21 protein-coding genes are annotated in these 19,486 nt (G+C 54.3%); 5 read left to right on the forward strand and 16 right to left on the reverse strand.

What is annotated here, in order from left to right:
• Positions 1-99: 99 nt before the first annotated feature.
• The 5 genes from TH19_RS09025 to ccoG all read right to left on the reverse strand — a co-directional run bounded on the left by TH19_RS09025 (position 100) and on the right by ccoG (position 5,540).
• The gene (locus TH19_RS09025; protein ID WP_114102010.1) at positions 100-798 is read right to left on the reverse strand and encodes a cyclic nucleotide-binding domain-containing protein; all 699 of its coding nucleotides are present in this window, start codon (positions 796-798) and stop codon (positions 100-102) included.
• A 78-nt stretch (positions 799-876) separates the two neighbouring features.
• Entirely contained in the window at positions 877-1,065 is a 189-nt protein-coding gene (gene ccoS / locus TH19_RS09030) for a cbb3-type cytochrome oxidase assembly protein CcoS (RefSeq protein WP_114102011.1), read from the reverse strand.
• A 4-nt stretch (positions 1,066-1,069) separates the two neighbouring features.
• Positions 1,070-3,496, reverse strand: a complete 2,427-nt coding sequence (locus TH19_RS09035; RefSeq protein WP_114102012.1) for a heavy metal translocating P-type ATPase metal-binding domain-containing protein — start codon at positions 3,494-3,496, stop codon at positions 1,070-1,072.
• Positions 3,493-3,999: a FixH family protein gene (locus tag TH19_RS09040; RefSeq protein ID WP_258547882.1), complete on the reverse strand. Its 507-nt coding sequence runs from the start codon at positions 3,997-3,999 to the stop codon at positions 3,493-3,495. The genes TH19_RS09035 and TH19_RS09040 overlap by 4 nt, the downstream gene beginning before the upstream one ends.
• A gap of 47 nt (positions 4,000-4,046) precedes the next feature.
• Positions 4,047-5,540: a cytochrome c oxidase accessory protein CcoG gene (gene ccoG / locus TH19_RS09045; RefSeq protein ID WP_114102014.1), complete on the reverse strand. Its 1,494-nt coding sequence runs from the start codon at positions 5,538-5,540 to the stop codon at positions 4,047-4,049.
• Between the two features lie 293 nt (positions 5,541-5,833).
• On the opposite strand from ccoG, the gene TH19_RS09050 reads away from it, so the two are divergent.
• On the forward strand, positions 5,834-6,178 hold the full coding sequence (locus TH19_RS09050) for an ArsR/SmtB family transcription factor (protein ID WP_114102015.1): 345 nt from the start codon (positions 5,834-5,836) through the stop codon (positions 6,176-6,178).
• Between the two features lie 33 nt (positions 6,179-6,211).
• Complete coding sequence (locus tag TH19_RS09055) at positions 6,212-6,679, forward strand: SRPBCC family protein (RefSeq protein WP_114102016.1); 468 nt, start codon at positions 6,212-6,214, stop codon at positions 6,677-6,679.
• A 100-nt stretch (positions 6,680-6,779) separates the two neighbouring features.
• Here TH19_RS09055 and ccoP read toward each other — a convergent pair whose 3' ends face one another.
• The 4 genes from ccoP to ccoN are packed head-to-tail and all read right to left on the reverse strand — an operon-like array spanning position 6,780 to position 10,050.
• Entirely contained in the window at positions 6,780-7,652 is an 873-nt protein-coding gene (gene ccoP, locus TH19_RS09060; RefSeq protein ID WP_114102017.1) for a cytochrome-c oxidase, cbb3-type subunit III, read from the reverse strand.
• A gap of 15 nt (positions 7,653-7,667) precedes the next feature.
• Entirely contained in the window at positions 7,668-7,829 is a 162-nt protein-coding gene (locus tag TH19_RS09065) for a cbb3-type cytochrome c oxidase subunit 3 (protein ID WP_114102018.1), read from the reverse strand.
• A gap of 17 nt (positions 7,830-7,846) precedes the next feature.
• Positions 7,847-8,578: a cytochrome-c oxidase, cbb3-type subunit II gene (gene ccoO / locus TH19_RS09070; protein ID WP_114102019.1), complete on the reverse strand. Its 732-nt coding sequence runs from the start codon at positions 8,576-8,578 to the stop codon at positions 7,847-7,849.
• 14 nt (positions 8,579-8,592) lie between these two features.
• On the reverse strand, positions 8,593-10,050 hold the full coding sequence (gene ccoN, locus TH19_RS09075; protein ID WP_114102020.1) for a cytochrome-c oxidase, cbb3-type subunit I: 1,458 nt from the start codon (positions 10,048-10,050) through the stop codon (positions 8,593-8,595).
• A 417-nt stretch (positions 10,051-10,467) separates the two neighbouring features.
• On the opposite strand from ccoN, the gene TH19_RS09080 reads away from it, so the two are divergent.
• The 3 genes from TH19_RS09080 (at position 10,468) to TH19_RS09090 (ending at position 13,325) form a co-directional block, all read left to right on the forward strand.
• The gene (locus tag TH19_RS09080) at positions 10,468-10,986 is read left to right on the forward strand and encodes a hypothetical protein (protein ID WP_114102021.1); all 519 of its coding nucleotides are present in this window, start codon (positions 10,468-10,470) and stop codon (positions 10,984-10,986) included.
• Between the two features lie 107 nt (positions 10,987-11,093).
• Positions 11,094-11,939 carry a diaminopimelate epimerase gene (gene dapF / locus TH19_RS09085; protein ID WP_114102022.1) on the forward strand — a complete coding sequence of 282 codons (846 nt, stop codon included), beginning with the start codon at positions 11,094-11,096 and terminating at the stop codon, positions 11,937-11,939.
• Between the two features lie 189 nt (positions 11,940-12,128).
• Positions 12,129-13,325 (forward strand): phosphoglycerate kinase, encoded by a 1,197-nt coding sequence (locus TH19_RS09090; protein WP_114102023.1) that lies wholly within the window; start codon positions 12,129-12,131, stop codon positions 13,323-13,325.
• Positions 13,326-13,406: 81 nt separating this feature from the next.
• Here TH19_RS09090 and TH19_RS09095 read toward each other — a convergent pair whose 3' ends face one another.
• From TH19_RS09095 to TH19_RS09125, 7 genes are all read right to left on the reverse strand, one after another.
• On the reverse strand, positions 13,407-14,396 hold the full coding sequence (locus TH19_RS09095) for a squalene/phytoene synthase family protein (protein ID WP_114102024.1): 990 nt from the start codon (positions 14,394-14,396) through the stop codon (positions 13,407-13,409).
• A 121-nt stretch (positions 14,397-14,517) separates the two neighbouring features.
• Positions 14,518-15,192, reverse strand: a complete 675-nt coding sequence (locus TH19_RS09100) for a hypothetical protein (RefSeq protein WP_114102025.1) — start codon at positions 15,190-15,192, stop codon at positions 14,518-14,520.
• A 163-nt stretch (positions 15,193-15,355) separates the two neighbouring features.
• Entirely contained in the window at positions 15,356-16,192 is an 837-nt protein-coding gene (locus TH19_RS09105) for an alpha/beta fold hydrolase (protein WP_114102026.1), read from the reverse strand.
• A 35-nt stretch (positions 16,193-16,227) separates the two neighbouring features.
• Entirely contained in the window at positions 16,228-17,034 is an 807-nt protein-coding gene (locus TH19_RS09110) for a methyltransferase domain-containing protein (RefSeq protein ID WP_114102027.1), read from the reverse strand.
• Positions 17,035-17,112: 78 nt separating this feature from the next.
• Complete coding sequence (locus TH19_RS09115; RefSeq protein WP_114102028.1) at positions 17,113-17,301, reverse strand: hypothetical protein; 189 nt, start codon at positions 17,299-17,301, stop codon at positions 17,113-17,115.
• Between the two features lie 83 nt (positions 17,302-17,384).
• Entirely contained in the window at positions 17,385-17,930 is a 546-nt protein-coding gene (locus TH19_RS09120) for an RNA pyrophosphohydrolase (protein ID WP_114102029.1), read from the reverse strand.
• Between the two features lie 43 nt (positions 17,931-17,973).
• Positions 17,974-19,485, reverse strand: coding sequence for a divergent polysaccharide deacetylase family protein (locus tag TH19_RS09125; protein ID WP_114102030.1), 1,512 nt, complete (start codon positions 19,483-19,485; stop codon positions 17,974-17,976).
• Position 19,486 lies beyond the last annotated feature (1 nt).

Raw genomic sequence — 19,486 nt, forward strand, 5'->3', positions numbered from 1 at the left:
CAATAGTTTATCGATTGGCCAAATTCACCCGGCATTCTTGTCCGAAATCAGAGTCCGTTTAAGGCACGCAATCGGCTTTATGTGCAAATGCACAAAAAATCAGAGGCCTTCGGCAAGGTCTTCGAGCATATCAAGACCAACTGCCTCGATATGACGGTTATCCTTAAGTGAAATCGTCGATTCCTTGCGCAGCTGTGTCAGGGTGCGCGACACAGTTTCGATGGTCAGCCCCAGATAATCGGCGATGTCGGAACGACTCATCGGGACATTGATCATGTCGGTCTTTTCACCGCGATGTTCCTGGCGGCGGGCCAGCATCAACAGGAAGGACGCAACCTTTTCCTTGGCGGTTTTGCGGCCAAGCAAAAGCATCTGATCCTGTGCGGCAGCAAGTTCGTCAACCGCCATGCCCAGCATACGTTTTTCAAGATGCGGGAACTGATCAAACAGCTTTTCGAGTTTCTGGCGCGGGAAACGGCACGCGGTCACCGGTTCGACGGCCTCGGCGGTGTAGCTATAATTGGCGTTCAGCGCCAAGCCAAGAAAGTCACCGGCAAACAGGAAGCCGGTAATCTGGCGGCGGCCGTCGCCCAGCAATTTATAAAGCTTCACCGAGCCGGAAGTGACGTTGAAGACGTAATCTGCTTCTTCGGCTTCGTGGAAGATGGTGCTGTGCGAATCAAACTGGACATGAGTCAGTAACTGACGCAGCTGATCATGTTCAGCCCCGTGCAATGAGGAGCAGAATGTCAGGTCCTTGATAGAACAGGCTTCGCAAAGTTGGGGGCGGACTGCCATCGCAGACTCCGATGCTGGTGACCCGATACGTTGAGTACGGGTAATTTATGCGAACAGATAGGGAGGTTTCAAGCTATTCTAACTATCATTCTGTTGGAAATTCTTGGTTTTACGAGAAAACTGGTCATCATCGTCGTCAAACAGGATGCGATTGGCCGCCCCTTCCATATCGTCAAACTGCCCGGAACGCAGGGACCACAGAAACGCACCAAGGCCCAGCAAACCGAGAAACAGCGCAATCGGAATTAAGAGAAGAAGGTTGCTCATGCCATTAGGCTCCTGCCTGTTGGGATGCTTGCGGGCGGTTTTCGAACACCCGGTCACCTGATGGTTTTACAGATTTTGCGTGCAGGCGCAATGCGTTGGCAATAACAATCAGGGACGATGACGACATCGCAACAGCCGCAATCAGCGGCGTTACAAAGCCCGAAACCGCAAGCGGTATGGTAATTAGGTTATAGGCAAAGGACAGGGCAAAATTCTGTCGAACCAGCCGGTCCGCCTTGCGGGCCACGTCGATTGCCTCGATCACGGCACCCAATCGATCTCCCTGAAACACGATATCGGCGGCATTTTGCGAAATTTCGGCCGCGGTTGCCGGTGACATGGATGCGTGGGCACAGGCCAGTGCCGGCGCATCGTTGATGCCATCCCCGACCATCAGATCAAATTTACCTTTATCGGCGCGGGCCTGAACAAATGTGGCCTTGTCGGTGGGCGACATGCGGGCGTGCCAGTCACGCAGGCCAAGGGATTCGGAAAGTTGACGGACGGTACTGTTGCGGTCGCCAGACAGCAATGTCATGTCAAAGCCGCGCGCACGCAGGGTATCAATCACCTGTGACGCGTCACTGCGGGGCATATCGCGAAATACAAACCGCGCCGGTGATTTGCCCGGTTCAGAAAACCACAGTTCCGGTCCTGTGACATCGGATGGCAAGTCGGCATTTTCGGCAATATTGCAGAAGGCCCGACTGCCCAGAAGAACCGGTCCGGTTGGACCTTGGGCCATCAAACCAAGACCCGGTTGTTCGGTCACATTCGGATATGGCATGACCGGACCGGATGCGGCGCGCACCAGCGCACGTGATAATGGGTGGTTGCTGTTGGCGGCAATCCGGGCGGCAAGTTCCAGCGCATCGGGATGGGTCTGGGTAACCAGTTCCGGTTTGCCGGTGGTCAATGTGCCGGTCTTGTCAAAAATGACGCCGGTAATCTTGGTCAGACGTTCCAGTGCGGTTGCCGATTTGACCAGAATGCCTGCGCGCAACAACCGCCCCGTGGCAATTACCTGAACCACCGGCACGGCAAGGGCCAGTGCACAGGGGCAGGTAATGATCAGAACGGCAATGGCATTCATCAGGGCATCCTGCCACGGCAGACCGCCAATCAGCCACCAGCCGACAAAGGTTGCCAAAGACAGGAAATGGACAACCGGCGCATAGGATTTGGCAACCCGGTCGGCAATCGCGACATATTTGGCGCGTCCCTGTTCGGCATTTTCCATCAGGCGGACGATTTCAGACAGCAAGGTGTTGCCGCCCGTTGCCGTCACCCGGATCCGCAGCGGGGCCGAAATATTGGTTGTTCCGGCAAAGACGGTTTTGCCCGGCTTGATCAGAACCGGGATGCTTTCGCCGGTAATGACACTTGTATCGATGTCGGATTGGCCTTCGATGACTTCGCCGTCAATGCCGATGCGTTCGCCCGCGGCTGTCAGGACAATCATGCCCGGTTCGGCCTTTTGCGGTGCGATCAGGCGTCGTGAACCGTCTTCGTCAATCACGGTGATCGAACGCGCATTTAGCGACAAAAGATGTTCGGCCGCCGATCGTGCCTGTCCGCGTGCACGACCGTCAAGATAACGGCCGATCAGCAGGAAGAACAAAAGGGTGATGGCACTGTCGAAATAGGCGTGCGGTTCGCTTCGGATCGTTTGGGCAAGACTCATGCCCAGCGCGAGAATGACGCCAAGACTGATCGGCACGTCCATATTCACGCGCCGATTACGGATCGCGCCAAGAGCAGAACGGTAAAACGGCATCCCGGCATAGGCCGCGGCCGGCAACGCAATCAGCGCCGATAGCCAGTGAAACAGATCGCGGGTTGCCCCACCCATGCCCTGAAAATAGCCGGCCCAGACCGAAACCGACAGCAACATCACGTTGCCCGCGGCAAACCCGGCAACCGCAAGGCAGCGCAGCAATTCCTTGTTGCGTGACAGGGTTGCCTGTTCAAGGGCGGCCGGATCAAACGGGATCAGTCGATAACCCATCTGGGTTACCGGTGCGACGATGGTGCCGATATCGGCCTTGTCCCCCTGCCAACTCAGATGCAGGCGGCGGGTTGTCATATTCACCCGCGCCTTAAGGACGGTTTCGTTTCGCTGCAACAGGGTTTCAATCAGCCAGACACAGGCCGCACAATGAATACCATCCACCATCAGGTTAAGATGGTGGATACCGGTATCATCGGTGCTGGCAAGTTCGGTGAAGTCAACGTTGCCTGCTGTGTCTTCGTCGGGGCGTAAAGCCCGGATTTTCGGATCAATCGCGCGACGCTTGTAATAGGAAGAAAGGCCCAATTCGCCCAGCAACTCATAGGCACCGGCACAGCCCGAACAGCAAAAGTCCGGCCCGGCCGGTGACGTGGCTGTTACCGGTTCCTGGCAATGGCGACAAAGGGCGGGTTGGGTCATGGATTGATGACGATATTCTCAAGCGTTTGGTAATCGTCGCCCATGGCGTGGGCGATGGTGCGGACTTGCCAGCGACCATATACCGGGAAAGAGGCACTTGCACGGTATTCGCCCGGTGCAATTTCTGCTAGCGGGATGGTCTGATCCATATCGTCACGATCCGAGCGGGTCAGGACAATTGACATTTTTGCACCGCTGATCGGCTGACTTTCCTTGTCGCGGAACAGGACGGTGACGGTGCCGGTCTGATTGATGACACCACCAACGGTCAGTTTGCTGCGCCAGCCAAGTTCTGCCTGACGGGCCGCACCGGAAATCGCCGCGTTGTAGTTATTGCCTTCTTCAAAGGCGTGCTTGGTCACAAGACCATTCCAGCTGGTCATCGAAAAGGTGATCAGCGAGATATTGGCAATCAGCATGATCGCAAAGCCACCAACGAAGTACCAGGGAATCCATCGGTCCGATTTACGCGGGCCATTGGGATCAGAAGAAGGTGAAGTCATTTGCGTTGCCATTGGTTTGTCTTTCCTGTGCCAAAGCGTTTGCACGATCAGCGGTTGGTCTTGGGACCAGCAAATACTGTATCATATGTTTCGGAATTTCCGGTTTCCTGATCGGTTACCGTGAATTCAAAGGCGGTTGCGTCGCCATCAAGCTTGTCCGGGCTTGCGGCAAGGAATACGCGGAAGCTGCCAACCCGATCCGGTGCCACTTCAAGATCAAAGTTGCCTTGCTGATTGGGTGTCTGGCCGATGATCTGGAAATCAGAGATTTGCAAACCATTGACGGTCAGTTGATAAGTCTTGGCAGCCTGTTCCTTGTTCAGCAACTTAACCGTGTATCCATTGCGCACATCGCCATCGGAAAGGGTGACGAACAAAGGATTGCGGTCACGCAGAACGTTGATTTCAAGAACCGAGCGATTCAAAATCCCGAACATCATCACCGATGCAACAATGACGAGGATCGCGCTGTAGAAGATGGTGCGCGGACGAACGATGCGCACGCGGGTGGCCTTGCCCTGGGCGCGAAGCTGGGTGTTCTGAACCGAATCAAACCGGACCAGATCACGCGGGAAGCCGATTTTGTCCATGATGTCGTTACAGGCATCAATGCACAGGCCACAGCCGATGCATTCCATCTGCAAACCGTCACGAATATCAATACCGGTCGGGCAGACATTCACACAGGCACGGCAATCAACGCAATGACCGGTTTCCGGGACTTCCCCACGGGTCAGGTTTTTGCGTTTAAGCGGGCCACGGTCTTCGCCACGCCATCCTTCATAGGTGACGATCAGGCTTTCATCATCAAGCATTGCTGACTGAAAACGGGGCCAGGGGCACATATAGGTGCAGACCTGTTCGCGGGCCCAACCGGCCAGAAGATAGGTCGAGAATGTCAGGAAGGCGATGGTGACATAGACGGCCAAGCTGGCCTGACCGGTAAAGACGTCGACGATCACGGTCGGGGCATCGTTGAAGTACAGAACAAACGCGCCACCGGTTGCCATCGCAATGGCAATCCATGCCAGATGGGTTGCGCCGATTTTCCAAAGTTTCTCGAACGTCCATTTTGATTGGTCGAGGCGCACACGTGCGTTGCGATCACCCTGGATATAACGTTCAACCAGCATGAACAGGTCGGTCCAGACCGTCTGCGGACAGCCATAACCGCACCAGATACGTCCAAACAGCGAGGTTGCCAAAAACAGGCCAATTGCCGCCATGATCAGGATGCCGGTGATGTAATAGACTTCCTGCGGCCAGATTTCGATGAAGAAGAAATAGGCGCGGCCAAGGTCCATGTCGATCAAAACGGCCTGATCCGGCGCGCTTGGGCCACGGTCCCAGCGAATCCACGGCACCAGCCAATAAATTGCCAGTAGTGTGATCAGCGCAAACCATTTCAGGTTTCTGAACCGACCCGAAACGCGTTTCGGATAAACTTTGTCCCGCGTTTTATAGAGGGGTTGATCACGGTCGTCTTCGTCAATGATCGGGGCCGTTTCGATATCGGGACTTTGCAAATTGGACATGGCCATGTTCGCTACCTGGTTGTTGCTTTCGTCCGAACAACTGCTCTCGTCGCGGTGAACCGCCAGTTGTTTCAATCGGTTAAACAGCCAGAGAATTTTCAATTTCCGGCAGCTTTACGAAGCAAACTCTAATTATTCAAATCTCAGGCAGAAAAGTACGAGACAGGCGAAAAACGCACCATGATACATGTCAATTTACGCAGCGATATTCGTGTGAATTGTCGCCGTAGTGATGTGTTGATCCCAATTCCATTACTTAGGTATTTACCTAAGTAATGGAATTGGCTATGGTTCGACCCATGATGATCGAAAAACAAACCATCGAAACAACATTCAATGCGCTTTCGGACCCGACCCGGCGTGCTGTGATCGAAGCACTCAGCAGTGGTCCGGTATCGGTTTCCGAGCTGGCCAAGCCGTTTGCGATGGCATTGCCATCCTTCACCCAGCATCTGGGCATTCTGGAAGACGCCAAGCTGATTGTGTCGCATCGCGAAGGGCGGCGACGGATTTGTGCCCTTAATCCGGGAACGCTTCAGGAAGCCGAAGACTGGCTTGCGTCACATCGTGCGCAATGGGAAGCCCGTCTTGACCGGTTTGAGGCACATCTTGAAACCATGAAAAAGGAACAAGCAGATGACTGATCGCGGTACTGACCATATCGCCGACTGGCAAGAATGGCGCTCGATCGGGAAGTTGTTTTGGCGCGCGTCGTGAATGCACCTGTCGAACTTGCCTTTCGTGCGTGGTCCGATGCCACACAAATTGTGAAATGGTTCGGGCCCGATGGAATGCGACTTGAAACCCGGGAAATTGACATACGCAGTGGTGGCGTCTGGCGGTTCGATATGGTGACACCGGATGGCACGCGCTATTCCAACCGGATGGAATTTGTCCGGGTGACGTTTCCCGTGATGATCGAAGCGTTGCACGGGGCCGACATTGATAATGATCCGGACCGGTTCCGGTTGCTTGTGACATTTGATCCGCAGGAAAATGGCAAAACCGTTGTGACCCTGCGCCAACTGCATCCAAGTGCAGCACGCCGCGCAATTGTGATCGGCTTCGGGGCGGTGGAATACGGGGCGCAGACTTTGCAAAAGCTTGATGTGCATTTGGCTGGGGTCGAACAGGGATCGACCTGAACCCGGCGGTGAAAGCGCAATGCAAAATACGAAAAGGGCCAGCGACGATAAATCGCTGGCCCTTTTTGTCAGATATATTCCGTCTTAAAGACTGCCGAACTTACTGGCCGCCACCCAAAGAGTGGACATAAACCGTCAGCATCTTGATGGTTTCTTCGTCAAGACGACCACTCCATGCCGGCATGACGCCCCGGCGGGAGTTGGTTACGGTTTCGGTGATGGTGGCCTTGTCGCCGCCATACAGCCAGATCGCATCGGTCAGGTTCGGCGCGCCGAGTTCCTGAATGCCCTTGGCATTGTCACCATGGCAAGATGCGCAGTTTTCTTCAAAGACGACGGCACCACGCGAGACAGCAGCCTTGTCATCGGCGTGATTGGTGAAGTTCAGAACATACTGAACGACATCTTCGATCTGATCGCGTTCAAGCAGTTCATCACGTCCGAATGCCGGCATATCATTGATGCGGGTATCTTCGTTGGCATCCCAGCGGACACCGACATGGATCGTCTGGTTAATGGCCTCAAGCGAGCCACCCCAAAGCCATGCGTCATCCTGAAGTGACGGGAAGCCCGGATTGCCCGATCCGCCCGTACCGTGACACGGTGCGCAGTTATCAGCAAAGATGGCTTTGCCGCCTGCCATGGAGAAGTTCAGAAGTTCCGGGTCATTGGTGATTTCCGAAACATCCAGAGCCGCAAGGCGTTCCATGTAAGGTGCACGTTCAGCTGCAACATTGTTCATGGTTTCATGCAGCTGGGTACGGTTGGTGGTGCCAAACATCCCCTTGAGGTAGTCATTGGCAGTCGGCCAGGACGGGTAAACGACCCAATAACCGATCGACCAGATAACGGTGACCCAGAAGACATAGACCCACCATGACGGCAGAGGCGTATTAAGCTCCTTGATGCCGTCCCATTCGTGGCCGGTGGTCTCGCGCCCGGACACTTGATCTTTCTCGACTTTTGTCGACATTGCTCAGTTCTCCCCTTAATCCTGATCCCGGAAAGGAATCTGGGCGTGTGCTTCCATGTCCTGATTGCGCTTTTTGCTTGGCCACATGACCCAGGCAATAATCGCGCTGAACAACAGCATCAGCCACATTCCCCAAAGCGGGCGGAAAAAGTCAGCGAGTTGCGTAAAGAATTCCATCACGTTCCCCTTTGCAATTAGCGCAGGTTCATCTGCGGATTGTAGGTGGTGAAGTCGACCATCCGGCCAAGGACCTGGAGATACGCAATCAACGCATCCATTTCGGTCAGCTTTTCCGGGTTGCCGTCAAAATCACCTGTTGCCGCATTCGGATAACGAGCAAGGAAGTCATCGTCATAAGCCGCATCTTCGCTGGCCTGCAGGTAAAGGTCTGCCTTGGCGGCCTCGATCATCTCGTCGGTATAGGGAACCCCAACCATTCTGAGCGTTTCGAGGTGAGCCTGGGCGTCATCGAAGTTCAGTTTGCGTTCAGCAAGGAACGGGTAACCCGGCATGATCGATTCCGGCACAACTGCGCGCGGGTCAACCATGTGGGCAACGTGCCAGGCATTGGAATATTTTCCGCCAACACGTGCCAGATCCGGACCGGTACGTTTCGAACCCCACTGGAACGGGTGGTCATACATCGATTCCGCGGCAAGGCTGTAATGGCCATAACGTTCGACCTCGTCACGGAACGGACGGATCTGCTGGGAATGGCAGTTATAGCAACCTTCACGGATATAGATGTTACGACCAGCCTGTTCGAGCGGCGAATACGGACGCACACCCTGAACTTTCTCGATGGTCTGTTCCATTGTGAACAGCGGTACGATTTCCACGATGCCACCAATGATGATGGTCAGGAAGATACCAAGGATCAGAACAAAGACGTTCTTTTCAACGATATGGTGTTTTTTAAGAAGCATATCTCGTTCCCCCCTTATTCGGCAGCAACAGTGGCAGGAGTGCCGATCGGAGCTTCGTTACGCAGATCGCCCTTGATCGTCTTGTAGACGTTCCAGACCATCAGCAGCGAACCAAGAACAAACAGCAGGCCGCCAGTTGCGCGAATGATGTAGTAGGGATGCATCGCCTCAACGGTTTCGATGAAGGAATACTGCAGGAAGCCCAACTCGTCATAGGCGCGCCACATCAGGCCCTGCATGATCCCCGAAACCCACATCGAGGTGATGTAAAGGACAATCCCGATGGTCGCCAACCAGAAGTGATGGGAAACCAGACGCATCGAATAAAGGCGCTCGCGGTTCCACAGAACCGGGATCAGGAAGTAGATCGCACCGAACGATACGAAGGCAACCCAGCCAAGCGCACCGGAATGCACGTGACCAATGGTCCAGTCGGTATAGTGCGAAAGACCGTTAACCGCCTTGATCGACATAACCGGGCCTTCGAAGGTCGACATGCCATAGAAACCGACAGCGGCAACCATGAAACGCAGAACCGGGTCAGTGCGCAGTTTGTCCCAGGCCCCCGAAAGGGTCATCAGGCCGTTGATCATCCCGCCCCAGGACGGCATCCACAACATGATCGAGAAGGTCATGCCAAGGGTCTGTGCCCAGTCCGGAAGTGCGGTGTAGTGCAGATGGTGCGGACCAGCCCAGATATAGAGGAAGATCAGCGCCCAGAAGTGAATGATCGACAGGCGATAGGAATAAACCGGACGTTCGGCGCGTTTCGGAATGAAGTAATACATCATGCCAAGGAAGCCGGCCGTCAGGAAGAAGCCAACCGCGTTATGGCCGTACCACCACTGGGTCAGGGCATCCTGAACACCAGAGAACATCGAATAGGATTTCGCGCCGGTCAGCGAGACCGGAATGGCAAGGTTGTTGCCAAGATGGAGCATCGCAATCGTGACGATGAAGGCCAGGTAGAACCAGTTCGCCACGTAGATGTGCGGCTCCTGACGCTTCAGCAGGGTGCCGACAAACATCGCCAGATAGCAAACCCAGACAATGGTCAGCCAAATGTCGACGAACCATTCCGGTTCGGCATATTCGCGACCCTGCGTGGTGCCGGTAACATAACCGATAGCAGCCATCACGATGAAAAGCTGATAACCCCAGAATACGAATGCAGGTAATGCCGTGCCGCCGTAAAGCGGGGCGCGACAGGTGCGTTGAACCACATAGAAGGAAGTTGCCAGCAGCGCGTTACCGCCAAAGGCAAAAATCACTGCCGAGGTGTGCAATGGGCGCAGACGCCCAAAGTTCAGAAACTCGTTATCGAAATTGAGTGCCGGAAATGCGAGCTGCCATGCAATGACATCGCCCACCAGAAATCCGACGACTCCCCAAAATACGGTCGCGAGTGCGGCCCAGCGCACAACGTCCATATTGTAATTGACAGCAACAGAAGGCGATGCTGCCTGTGCCATGCTCCCTTGGCCCATGCTTGACTCCCGTTCAAGGTGTTCGGGGCAACTGCCCAGACTCTCTCAGACAGTTTCATCCGTCCCCATGAATAACCTGACATTCGAATGGTTATTCACCTGCACTTGAAGCCTCACCCACGATGTGCCGCTTTTGAAAGACAAAGCAAATCGGTAATGGCGAGGTTCCCAATCAATGTCGCGAGTATGCGGGCAAGCGGCCTAAAAGCCATTGATGTACGTCAATATCGGCGCGCACTACCTGCCAGAAATTCAATTATAGGAATCGTATCGCTGGTTGAGAGGGACCTCAAGTGTTGCGGCAGTTTATGCGCTTCAACTCACCCGAAGGTGTTGATGCACATCAAGGTTGACTGGATTTATTTGCGGCATGATTTGGTAAATTCCAGAGGACAACAAATCATGTCAGAAGCCTATCAGGCACATCCCCTTACATCGCAGACTGCGGATATGACCTATCCGCTGGTGCAGATGATGCAGGTCGATATGTCGTTTGATCGATGGCGTGCCTTTGTGGGCCGGTATTGCCTTCCGGTTGGAGACAGTCAGGCAGAAAAAAGGGCAGGCCGCAACGTTGATGCCGACCAGATTCTTTGGCAGCGCCAGCGCGGCATTATCGTCTTTTCCAATGAACGCGGATATATCCACGGGCTGTTTTCGTACTATGTCCGTGACGACATGGCCGATGGGCTTGTTCTTCATGTGGACAACGTGATGGCGGTGGAAATCGTTGCCGGTGCCTATGTATATGACGCCATGCGCGATGCCATGAGCCGACTGGCCCGTGATCATAAATGCGCAAATGTCTATGTCTCGCTCGGAGAGTGTGACGACCGGCTGCGCGACTATTTCTCCAAGGCCGGTTATGTGCCAAGCAAGGTGCGTTATTGCGCGCCCGCTACGCCAAGACTTTCTGCCTGATCTGATTTTCAAGCTTTGTAACTGCCTGCTTGCGCCGGGATGTATTCGTGCTACATCCCGGTAAGCGATATGTGGACGGGTTTTGGAAACAGGACTATAAGGCGGTTATGAACGGTATTCCTTTTGTCAAAATGCATGGTTTGGGAAATGATTTCGTTGTCTTTGACGGACGACGCGATCCCGCCGTGCTTGATCTTGATAACGCAACAGCCGCCAGAATTGCTGATCGCAAGACCGGGGTTGGCTGCGATCAGTTGATCGTTATTGAACCGGCCCGCGATGATCTTGCAGATGCCTTTATGCGTATCCGCAACAATGACGGCGGCGAAGTCGAGGCCTGTGGCAATGCGACCCGCTGTGTCGCCAGCATCCTGATGGGTGAACTGGGCCGCAATGATGCGATCATTGAAACGGTTGTCGGGCTTCTTGATGCGAATGGTGCGTCGGATGGTCTGGTAACGGTTGATATGGGGCAGATGCGGCTTGACTGGCGCGATATTCCGTTGTCCGAGGCGGTTGATACCAACCATATTCCGCTGTCGCTTGGTCCGCTTTCCGATGCCGTTGGCGTGAATGTCGGCAATCCGCATGCGGTATTCTTTGTGGATGATGCCGAGGCGATTGATATCGAAAAGCTTGGTCCGGTGCTTGAACATCATGAAATGTTCCCGGAACGCGCCAATATCGAAGTGTGCAGCATCATCGGTGAAGACCAGATCAGAATGCGGGTCTGGGAACGTGGTGTCGGTGTGACCCGTGCCTGCGGTACCGGGGCCTGTGCGGTCGGGGTTGCGGCGGCACGCCGCGGTTTGACCGGGCGCAAGACCGATATCATTCTTGATGGTGGCAAACTGACCATCGAATGGTTGCCCGATGACCATGTTCTGATGACCGGTCCGGTCGCAACCAGTTTCCAGGGCTTCCTGCATTCATCCCTGCTGGGTGGTCACTGATCAAACATTTGTAACCGGTCCGCATGATGATGTTGGGCCGGTTATTTTTTACAGGTACTTTTACGGACCCCTTCGGGCCTTGCGTCGATTGTTCTGATCGGGCAAAACAGGGCCCAACAGGATTTGGTTCGATCCATGTCGGGACACCCGCCTCCCGTCTTTTGTGAAACTCAAAAGCAGGTTCAGATAATGGCTGACTTTAATACGCTTGACGGTGTCAATGTCGCTGGCAAGCGCGTATTGCTGCGCGCTGATCTTAACGTTCCGATGAAGGACGGTGTTGTCGGCGATACGACTCGTATCGAACGTACCGTTCCCGGTCTGATTGAACTGGCCGATGCCGGTGCCAAACTGGTGGTGATTACCCATTTCGGTCGTCCGAAAGGCGCACGCGTTCCTGAAATGTCGTTGAAACCGGTTGCCGAGGCCCTCGCCAAACAGCTGGGTCGTCCGGTGAAATTTGCCGATGATTGCATTGGCGAAGCAGCGGCAAGCGTGGTCAACAGCCTTGAAAATGGCGAGATCGCCCTTTTGGAAAACCTGCGTTACCACGCAGAAGAAGAAAAGAACGACCCGGCATTCGTCACCGAACTGGCAAAACTTGGTGATGTTTACGTCAATGACGCGTTTTCATGCGCGCACCGTGCCCATGCCTCGACCGAGGGTTTGGCACGTGCACTTCCGGCCTATGCCGGTCGCTTGATGCAGGCCGAGCTCGAAGCACTTGGCAATGCACTTGAAGCACCGAAACACCCGGTTATGGCAATTGTTGGCGGGGCCAAGATTTCGACCAAGCTTGATCTTCTTGGGAACCTTGTTGCCAAGGTCGATCAGCTGGTGATTGGTGGCGGCATGGCCAATACCTTCCTGGCTGCCAAGGGCGTCAATGTTGGTAAATCGTTGTGCGAGCATGACCTGCTTGAAACCGCGCGCGAGATTTTCACCAAGGCCGAAGCCGCCAATTGCGAAATCGTTCTGCCGGTTGATGGACTTGTCGCCAAGGAATTCGCCGCCAACGCACCGCACGATGTTTCTGACATCAACGATGTTGCAAGTGACGGCATGATCCTTGATGCCGGTCCGGAAACCATCAAGGATCTGAACAAGCGCCTTGAGTCCTGTGAAACGCTGGTCTGGAACGGACCACTGGGTGCGTTTGAAATCACCCCGTTTGATACCGCGACGGTTTCGGTTGCCCAGCACGCGGCTGCATTGACCAAGGCAGGCAAACTTCTGTCGGTTGCCGGTGGTGGTGATACGGTGGCTGCCCTTCGTCATGCGGATTCCGACCAGGCATTTTCCTATGTCTCGACCGCGGGTGGTGCCTTCCTTGAATGGCTGGAAGGCAAGACTCTTCCGGGTGTTGCAGCGCTTCGCGCAAAATAAGATCTCAGCACCAGGCTGAAACGATAAACCCCGCCGAACTGGCGGGGTTTTCTTTTGGCAGGGACCCTGATTTCGAGATGATCAATCAGGTTTTTTGACGTCAGGCAGGCTGTTCTGGGCGGTGGTTTCCATGATCGATTTGCGATCTTTGAGGAAGCTGGCATAGCCATTTTCCATCATCGCCCCGCCAAGTTCGATATAGACCGTGAACAGGCGCGAAAGCGTATCGGCCTCGTCCGTATCAAGAACGGACAGCAATTCGCCGGATCGGGCCTGACCGGTTTCGAAATGTTCCCATGCATGTTCAAGCATGATTTTCCCAAGATAATCGAGGTCTTCATACTTGCCCTGACCAATGGCATTGCGAATTTCGCCAAGGGTGATGTCGGCCGCAATCAGCATTTCATCGGGGATGGTGACAAGGCGGTCCGGGCCTTTGATATCTTCGGGCAGGTCGCGCAGGATATGAATGATATAGCAGAAAATCGCCATATCCCGCGCATGATAAAGCGGCGGGTTGGTCAGTGGCGACGTATAGCCGATTTCGGAGTCGTAACGTGCGGATAGCAGATAGACAAAAATCGATGCCGGTGCGGCAGTTGCGCCTTCGCAATAGGCGATGAAATCGCCCCATTCATCCATCGGTTCTTCGGCGACGTCACGATGAAGTGCATCGGCCAGTGCGCCCCATGGTTCGGTTGAAAGGTCACTTCGGCCAAGGGTAACGCGCAAAGCTTCGTAAAGGTCGCCATTCAGCGGGCCGGTTTCAGGCAGCGGATTTTCTGCCCCTGCCTTGGCAGAAATAATCTGGGCCTGCCATTGATCGATGGTTTCAAGGACAGTTTCACGCTGAAGATCGCGTTCGGCATCAGACAGTTCAAGAAAACCGTCATCAACTATGTCATCAATGACGCGCATCGACGCATAACTTGCCAGAAAGAAATGCTGGCGTTCCGGAGACAGACGCATGGCTGCGCGGTAAAGATTGGCATTCTTGGCCGCTGCAAGGGTGTTGCACGCATCAAATGGTGCACCAAGATTAGCATGTTCAGATGGGAGCGAGTGGCTCATACGCGTCTATATGTCCCTTTGGGTTGCCTTTCAAAGAGTCATACAGGACTGCGGGGTCTGTGCAACAGGGATTTCCCCGTTTATCCCGAAATGACCGGGGCAAGGGCGCAACCCGACAGGATCAAAATTCGATCCGGTAACTTGCGGTCAAGCCAAGCATCGCATCAATCCCGTCAAGGATGCTTTGATCGGGCTGCACCGGGGTCAGGTTGTGCGATACACTGCCATGCAGACCGATCCAGATATCTTGAAGCGGCATATAGGACAATGAAGCAGCCAGACCGGCATCGTTAAAGCTGTTGCCACCTTCTGACAACAAGACCCGATTACGGTTTTCATCAAACGCATAGCCGCCGGTTTGGTAAATACCGATATTCTCGGATTTGGCCGCGCTGAGATCAATAAATGGTCCGACGGCAAAGCCGAATTCAGGGCTTGGTGCATATCCCAATCCGATTTGGGTGCTGAACCGATTTTGCAGCGTTCTGGTGCTGTCGAGTTCAAGCCAAAGCAGGCTGCCTTGTTCGGTGTCATCGGGTTCAGTACCCAGCAAGATGCTATTGCGCGCACGACCCGAAAAATAGCGGCTGATACCGTTCTGACCGGCAGGGGGCAGAATGCCAATACCGGGGCTTCCCCCAAATGCCAAACGTGATGTCGGTTCTGTCTGCGAGATATCGGGAACGGGATTTGACTGCGCATGCGCAACCGATCCCTGACCGAACCCTGTCGCAATCAGGGCGGCCAGAAATGCCGGATACAGCAATGTTGCCATCAAATGCGACTTCGTCATCATGCCGCCTGTTCCCACAAGTGATCACAAAGCTACAGCAATCAGCGCGTTGGTCAAATTTCAGTGCTTGCGACAATGCCAGCACAGGTCACAGTTCAAACCTGATCAGGGGACTTTGGTGAAGTTCGTTCAAACAGCCCGCGTTCTTCGTCGCGGTTGGTTGGCGTTAATTGCCCAGAAAGTCCCGGATTGCGTTGATTTGTGCTTTGTCATTCAGATGGGGTGCATGTCCGCAGTTCGCCACTGCAAAAACCGGCATTTCGGGTTTTTTATTTTTCATCTTCTCGACAATGGCCTTGGGGATCAGGTCTGACTTCTCGCCGCTGATCAGCATCACGGGACAGGGCAGGGCGTCAAACACATCCCAGGCGTCAAAGGAATCAATATGTTCGGCAAAGATACGCATGACTTCGGGGTCATAATGCATCATGAAATTGCCATTGGGCAGGCGACGAACCGAACGTGATGCCAGAAATGCCCATGTCGCATCATCTGCCACCCCGAAAGGGGCATAGACCAGCCGGACCAGCTGCTCGACATCATCAATGGTTTCAAATTCCGGTGACGCCCCGACATATGATTTGATCCGCGCAACTGCATCAGGATCAAGTTCGGGGCCGATATCATTCAATACCAGCTTTTCAATCCGTCCGGCGACTTCGGCGGTGGCATAAAGACCAATGAGGCCCCCCATCGATGTGCCAATCCAGTCGCAGGTTTCAATGCCGAAATGGTCAAGCAGTTCGAACATCTGGGCGACATAAAACGGGACGGTATATTCTGTGTCCGGATTTTTGGCCCAACCCGAAAACCCGCGCCCGATCATCGACGGGCACAACACATAATACTGATCGGTGAAATGTGGGGCGACATGATCAAAATCATCTGCAAGCCGTGCAAGGCCATGCATCATGATCAGTGGTCGTTTGGTGGGATCACCCCATGCCCTGACATGAAGCTCGTAGCCACAGCATTTGACGAAATGTTCGCGAAATTCTGCCACGGTTCGGCTCCTTGTCTGGGATGGATCGGTTGGCCTTAATTGGAACGTTTGCACGCAACCATGAAAAGACGGTTGAACGGAAACAGTGTGCGTCCGTCATCGCGGATCGGATAGACCTGATTAAGGCGTTCCTTGTATTTCGTGGTAAAGCGGGCACGTGCTTCGTCATCGGGAAGGGCGGCCAGAACCGGACGTAAAATGGTTGAACTGGTCCAGTTATAAACCGCATCCGGGCCGGTCAGCACATGGCAATACTGCGTCTGCCACAAATCAATTTCATCGCAGGACGGGGACAGAACATCAAAGTAATCCCCCGGGCGCATGATGCGCGCGGTGTGCATGGCTTCGTCAACTTCCTTGCGCCATTCAATACCGGCTTCGCCGATCAACTGGTGGCTTGGGGCAAGGAAATTGTTGGGGACCTGAATGGCGATCATGCCACCGGGCCGCACATGTTCAAGCAAACGCGGGAACAGGTTGGAATGATCCGGCACCCAATGCAGGGCAGCATTCGAAAACAGAAGATCGACCGGTTCGTCGGGTTGCCAGGTTGCGATATCGCCCTGCTGCCATTCGATGGCTTCGTCACGTTTGCGCGCGGTTTCAAGCATCTGTTCCGATGAATCAATGCCAACAATGCGCGGGCTGTTTGCATCCTGCGTGCAGTAGGCATCCGCAAGAACAGCAGTCACCGATCCCGGGCCGCAGCCCAGATCGACAATATGACGTGGCGAAAAACCATTGGCCGCTTTTGGCAGGCGGCCAATCAGGTCGATGGCAGGTCGCAGGCGTTCATTGCCAAACAGACCGTAACGGGCGGGATCCCAATATGTATTGCTCATAGAGATAAGTCCTAGAGCCTTTTGGGTTAATTTAAAAGCATTGATGCCGGTTACGGCTGCCTCGGGCAGATCGCAAGATCAATGATCGGCTGCTTCAAGCTGATCATAATGGCCCTTGATCAGATGGAACATGAACAGCACAGCGCCAATAAACAGGGTCAAACCGACAAAATAGGAATAACCGTCATGCGAGCCTGATGCATAGAACAGGCCGAAAAGAGCGACCACAATGGTCAAAATCCCAAAGATGAAACGATCGATACCCATTTGTAGCTCCTCTAAGCGATAGGTGTCTGTTAATTCGTAAAATTTAACGTAAAGAACACAGCGATCAAGCCGCATCCTCGACCTTATATCGACTTCAATTCGCGAATTCTTTGCGGTACATCACGAAATGCATCGGCAATTTGCAAATAAACAGGCCGTTTGAACGGAACAATCAGATCGGGCAAGGTCGCCAGATCATTCCAGCGCCAGTCATCAAATTCCGGATTGGGGACATCGATCTTGATATGTTTGTCCTTGCCGGTGAAACGCATGGCGAACCATTTCTGTTTCTGGCCGCGATACTTGCCCTTGAACGCCTTGCCGATCAAATGATCCGGCAGGTCATAGGTTAGCCAATCGGGCGTTTCGGCAATGATTTCGGCCTTGCTGGTGCCGATTTCTTCCTTGAGTTCGCGAAGGGCGGCTTCGACGGGTGTTTCACCATCATCAATGCCGCCTTGGGGTAATTGCCATGCCCCTTCAAAACCATAGCGGTTTCCCATCCAGACCAAACCATCCGGGTTGAACAGGGCAATGCCGACGCAAGGGCGATAGGGCAAGTCTTCGGCCCGTACTTTGGTGGTTTCGTCCGGTGTCTTGTCTGACAGATTTGCGGATTTCTCAGCCATGATTTCTCCTGGGTGACTGGAACCGGCTGGGGCCGGTATGTCGTCACTGACCTTCGATGGTGGCAGCGGGTTCTGAATTGTTGGCAGCGTCCTGTGCCATAATCTCACGTTCGCGTTCTTCGGCCTGACGGCGGGCTGCTTCGGCTTCGACTGCGGATTGCGGCGGGACCTGTATGTTGGCAACTGCGCTGACCGGGGCCAGTTCGACGCCAAGACGTTTCAGGCGAAGTGCCCAGTTGCGCAAGCGCTGGATCGTTACCGGATAGGATTGAGCAAAGCCGATGGCGACACCGTTCCGTTTTGCCGTTTCTGCAAGTTCGGCAAGTCTGGCATCGATCTGGCGGCGGCTTGGGATATGGTCAATCAGGGAATTGCCGATTGCATTTGGTGTACCGGCATTTGAAGCCAGTTGCGCGCCATAGCTTGCCATGCCGCTGCGCGTTCCTTCGACATACATCAGTCCGGAACGCGAAATGGATTCAATGATCGGCCGGATCGCACTATCAAGGCTTCCGAATTTTGATCCTTCATTGGTCACAAGTCCCGCATAGCCCGGGAACTGGGCCAGAAGCCATTCAAGCCGCACAAGGTTTTCACCTTCGGACAGGGATGTCAGAAGCGCGCGGGGGCCCGGATCAGAAAGCGGGAAGTCGGCCGGTTCCATTGGCAGTTCAAGAAACACCTCGTGCCCCATCTGGCGGGCTTGTGCCGCGACGGTTTTGATATCCCGGCTATAGGGCGATATCGCAAGCGAGATATTCAAAGGCAGATCATTAATAGCCGTCTGGGTACGCGCATCATTCAGGCCGACACCGGTCAGGATGATCGCGACATAGGGTTGCCCTTCGGTTTTCTCGAACGGTCGCTTATAGGCATCAAACGGTGTGGTGCCATCATCGGCGATGCGCGGAACCCGACCAAAACTGCCCTCTTCATCAAGGCCCGGCAAGGGGGCTGCGCGCAGAGGATCAGGTTCTATCGGATCATCAATCGATCCTTCTTCGGCGATCAGGGCGGCCAGTTCTTCGGGCGTCGGTTGATCGTTCTGGGGCGTTCCGTCCGGATTGGGGGTGCCCATCAGATCGGAAACGCCTGAAAGCTGATTTGCGATATCCTCTGGCGATTGTGGTGTGCCATCAGGATTGGTTGTGGCGTTTTGCTGGGCGCGTTCGCGTTCCTGCATATCGCGCACACCACGCGCAATTTCTTCCTGAACTTCACGTTCCGAACCCGGTACGGCCACCAGTGCCTCGGGCCCGCCGGTATGAAACAGCCGCCATCCGGTTTCCGGATCAAGAACCGGGATCATTGCAACCGCTGTCGCCCCGAAGGGCGAAAAGAACAAGGTGATGATCAGCAGTTTGGATGTCCAGCTTCTCCGCGATTTCGGACGTTTTGGAAGGCGTTTACTTTGAACTTCAATGGGAAGTTCGTTAAAGGGCAAATCATCGAGATCAACAGCACCAGCGTCAGACATCCCGTCGCCAAGGTCGTCAGCCAGCGCACCAGCCATGTCCTCGTCGTTACCGCCATTCTTCTTCTTTCGGAATGGCAAG

Origin of the sequence: Thalassospira profundimaris, from assembly GCF_003326675.1 — a bacterium.
Lineage (GTDB): Bacteria > Pseudomonadota > Alphaproteobacteria > Rhodospirillales > Thalassospiraceae > Thalassospira > Thalassospira aquimaris.

What these genes read in the sequence shown, in the direction of transcription:
- TH19_RS09025 (WP_114102010.1), bottom strand. Translation starts at nt 798, where the DNA reads ATGGCAGTCCGCCCCCAACTTTGCGAAGCCTGTTCTATCAAGGACCTG.
- ccoS (WP_114102011.1), bottom strand. Translation starts at nt 1,065, where the DNA reads ATGAGCAACCTTCTTCTCTTAATTCCGATTGCGCTGTTTCTCGGTTTG.
- TH19_RS09035 (WP_114102012.1), bottom strand. Translation starts at nt 3,496, where the DNA reads ATGACCCAACCCGCCCTTTGTCGCCATTGCCAGGAACCGGTAACAGCC.
- TH19_RS09040 (WP_258547882.1), bottom strand. Translation starts at nt 3,999, where the DNA reads ATGACTTCACCTTCTTCTGATCCCAATGGCCCGCGTAAATCGGACCGA.
- ccoG (WP_114102014.1), bottom strand. Translation starts at nt 5,540, where the DNA reads ATGGCCATGTCCAATTTGCAAAGTCCCGATATCGAAACGGCCCCGATC.
- TH19_RS09050 (WP_114102015.1), top strand. Translation starts at nt 5,834, where the DNA reads ATGATGATCGAAAAACAAACCATCGAAACAACATTCAATGCGCTTTCG.
- TH19_RS09055 (WP_114102016.1), top strand. Translation starts at nt 6,212, where the DNA reads ATGGCGCTCGATCGGGAAGTTGTTTTGGCGCGCGTCGTGAATGCACCT.
- ccoP (WP_114102017.1), bottom strand. Translation starts at nt 7,652, where the DNA reads ATGTCGACAAAAGTCGAGAAAGATCAAGTGTCCGGGCGCGAGACCACC.
- TH19_RS09065 (WP_114102018.1), bottom strand. Translation starts at nt 7,829, where the DNA reads ATGGAATTCTTTACGCAACTCGCTGACTTTTTCCGCCCGCTTTGGGGA.
- ccoO (WP_114102019.1), bottom strand. Translation starts at nt 8,578, where the DNA reads ATGCTTCTTAAAAAACACCATATCGTTGAAAAGAACGTCTTTGTTCTG.
- ccoN (WP_114102020.1), bottom strand. Translation starts at nt 10,050, where the DNA reads ATGGCACAGGCAGCATCGCCTTCTGTTGCTGTCAATTACAATATGGAC.
- TH19_RS09080 (WP_114102021.1), top strand. Translation starts at nt 10,468, where the DNA reads ATGTCAGAAGCCTATCAGGCACATCCCCTTACATCGCAGACTGCGGAT.
- dapF (WP_114102022.1), top strand. Translation starts at nt 11,094, where the DNA reads ATGAACGGTATTCCTTTTGTCAAAATGCATGGTTTGGGAAATGATTTC.
- TH19_RS09090 (WP_114102023.1), top strand. Translation starts at nt 12,129, where the DNA reads ATGGCTGACTTTAATACGCTTGACGGTGTCAATGTCGCTGGCAAGCGC.
- TH19_RS09095 (WP_114102024.1), bottom strand. Translation starts at nt 14,396, where the DNA reads ATGAGCCACTCGCTCCCATCTGAACATGCTAATCTTGGTGCACCATTT.
- TH19_RS09100 (WP_114102025.1), bottom strand. Translation starts at nt 15,192, where the DNA reads ATGATGACGAAGTCGCATTTGATGGCAACATTGCTGTATCCGGCATTT.
- TH19_RS09110 (WP_114102027.1), bottom strand. Translation starts at nt 17,034, where the DNA reads ATGAGCAATACATATTGGGATCCCGCCCGTTACGGTCTGTTTGGCAAT.
- TH19_RS09115 (WP_114102028.1), bottom strand. Translation starts at nt 17,301, where the DNA reads ATGGGTATCGATCGTTTCATCTTTGGGATTTTGACCATTGTGGTCGCT.
- TH19_RS09120 (WP_114102029.1), bottom strand. Translation starts at nt 17,930, where the DNA reads ATGGCTGAGAAATCCGCAAATCTGTCAGACAAGACACCGGACGAAACC.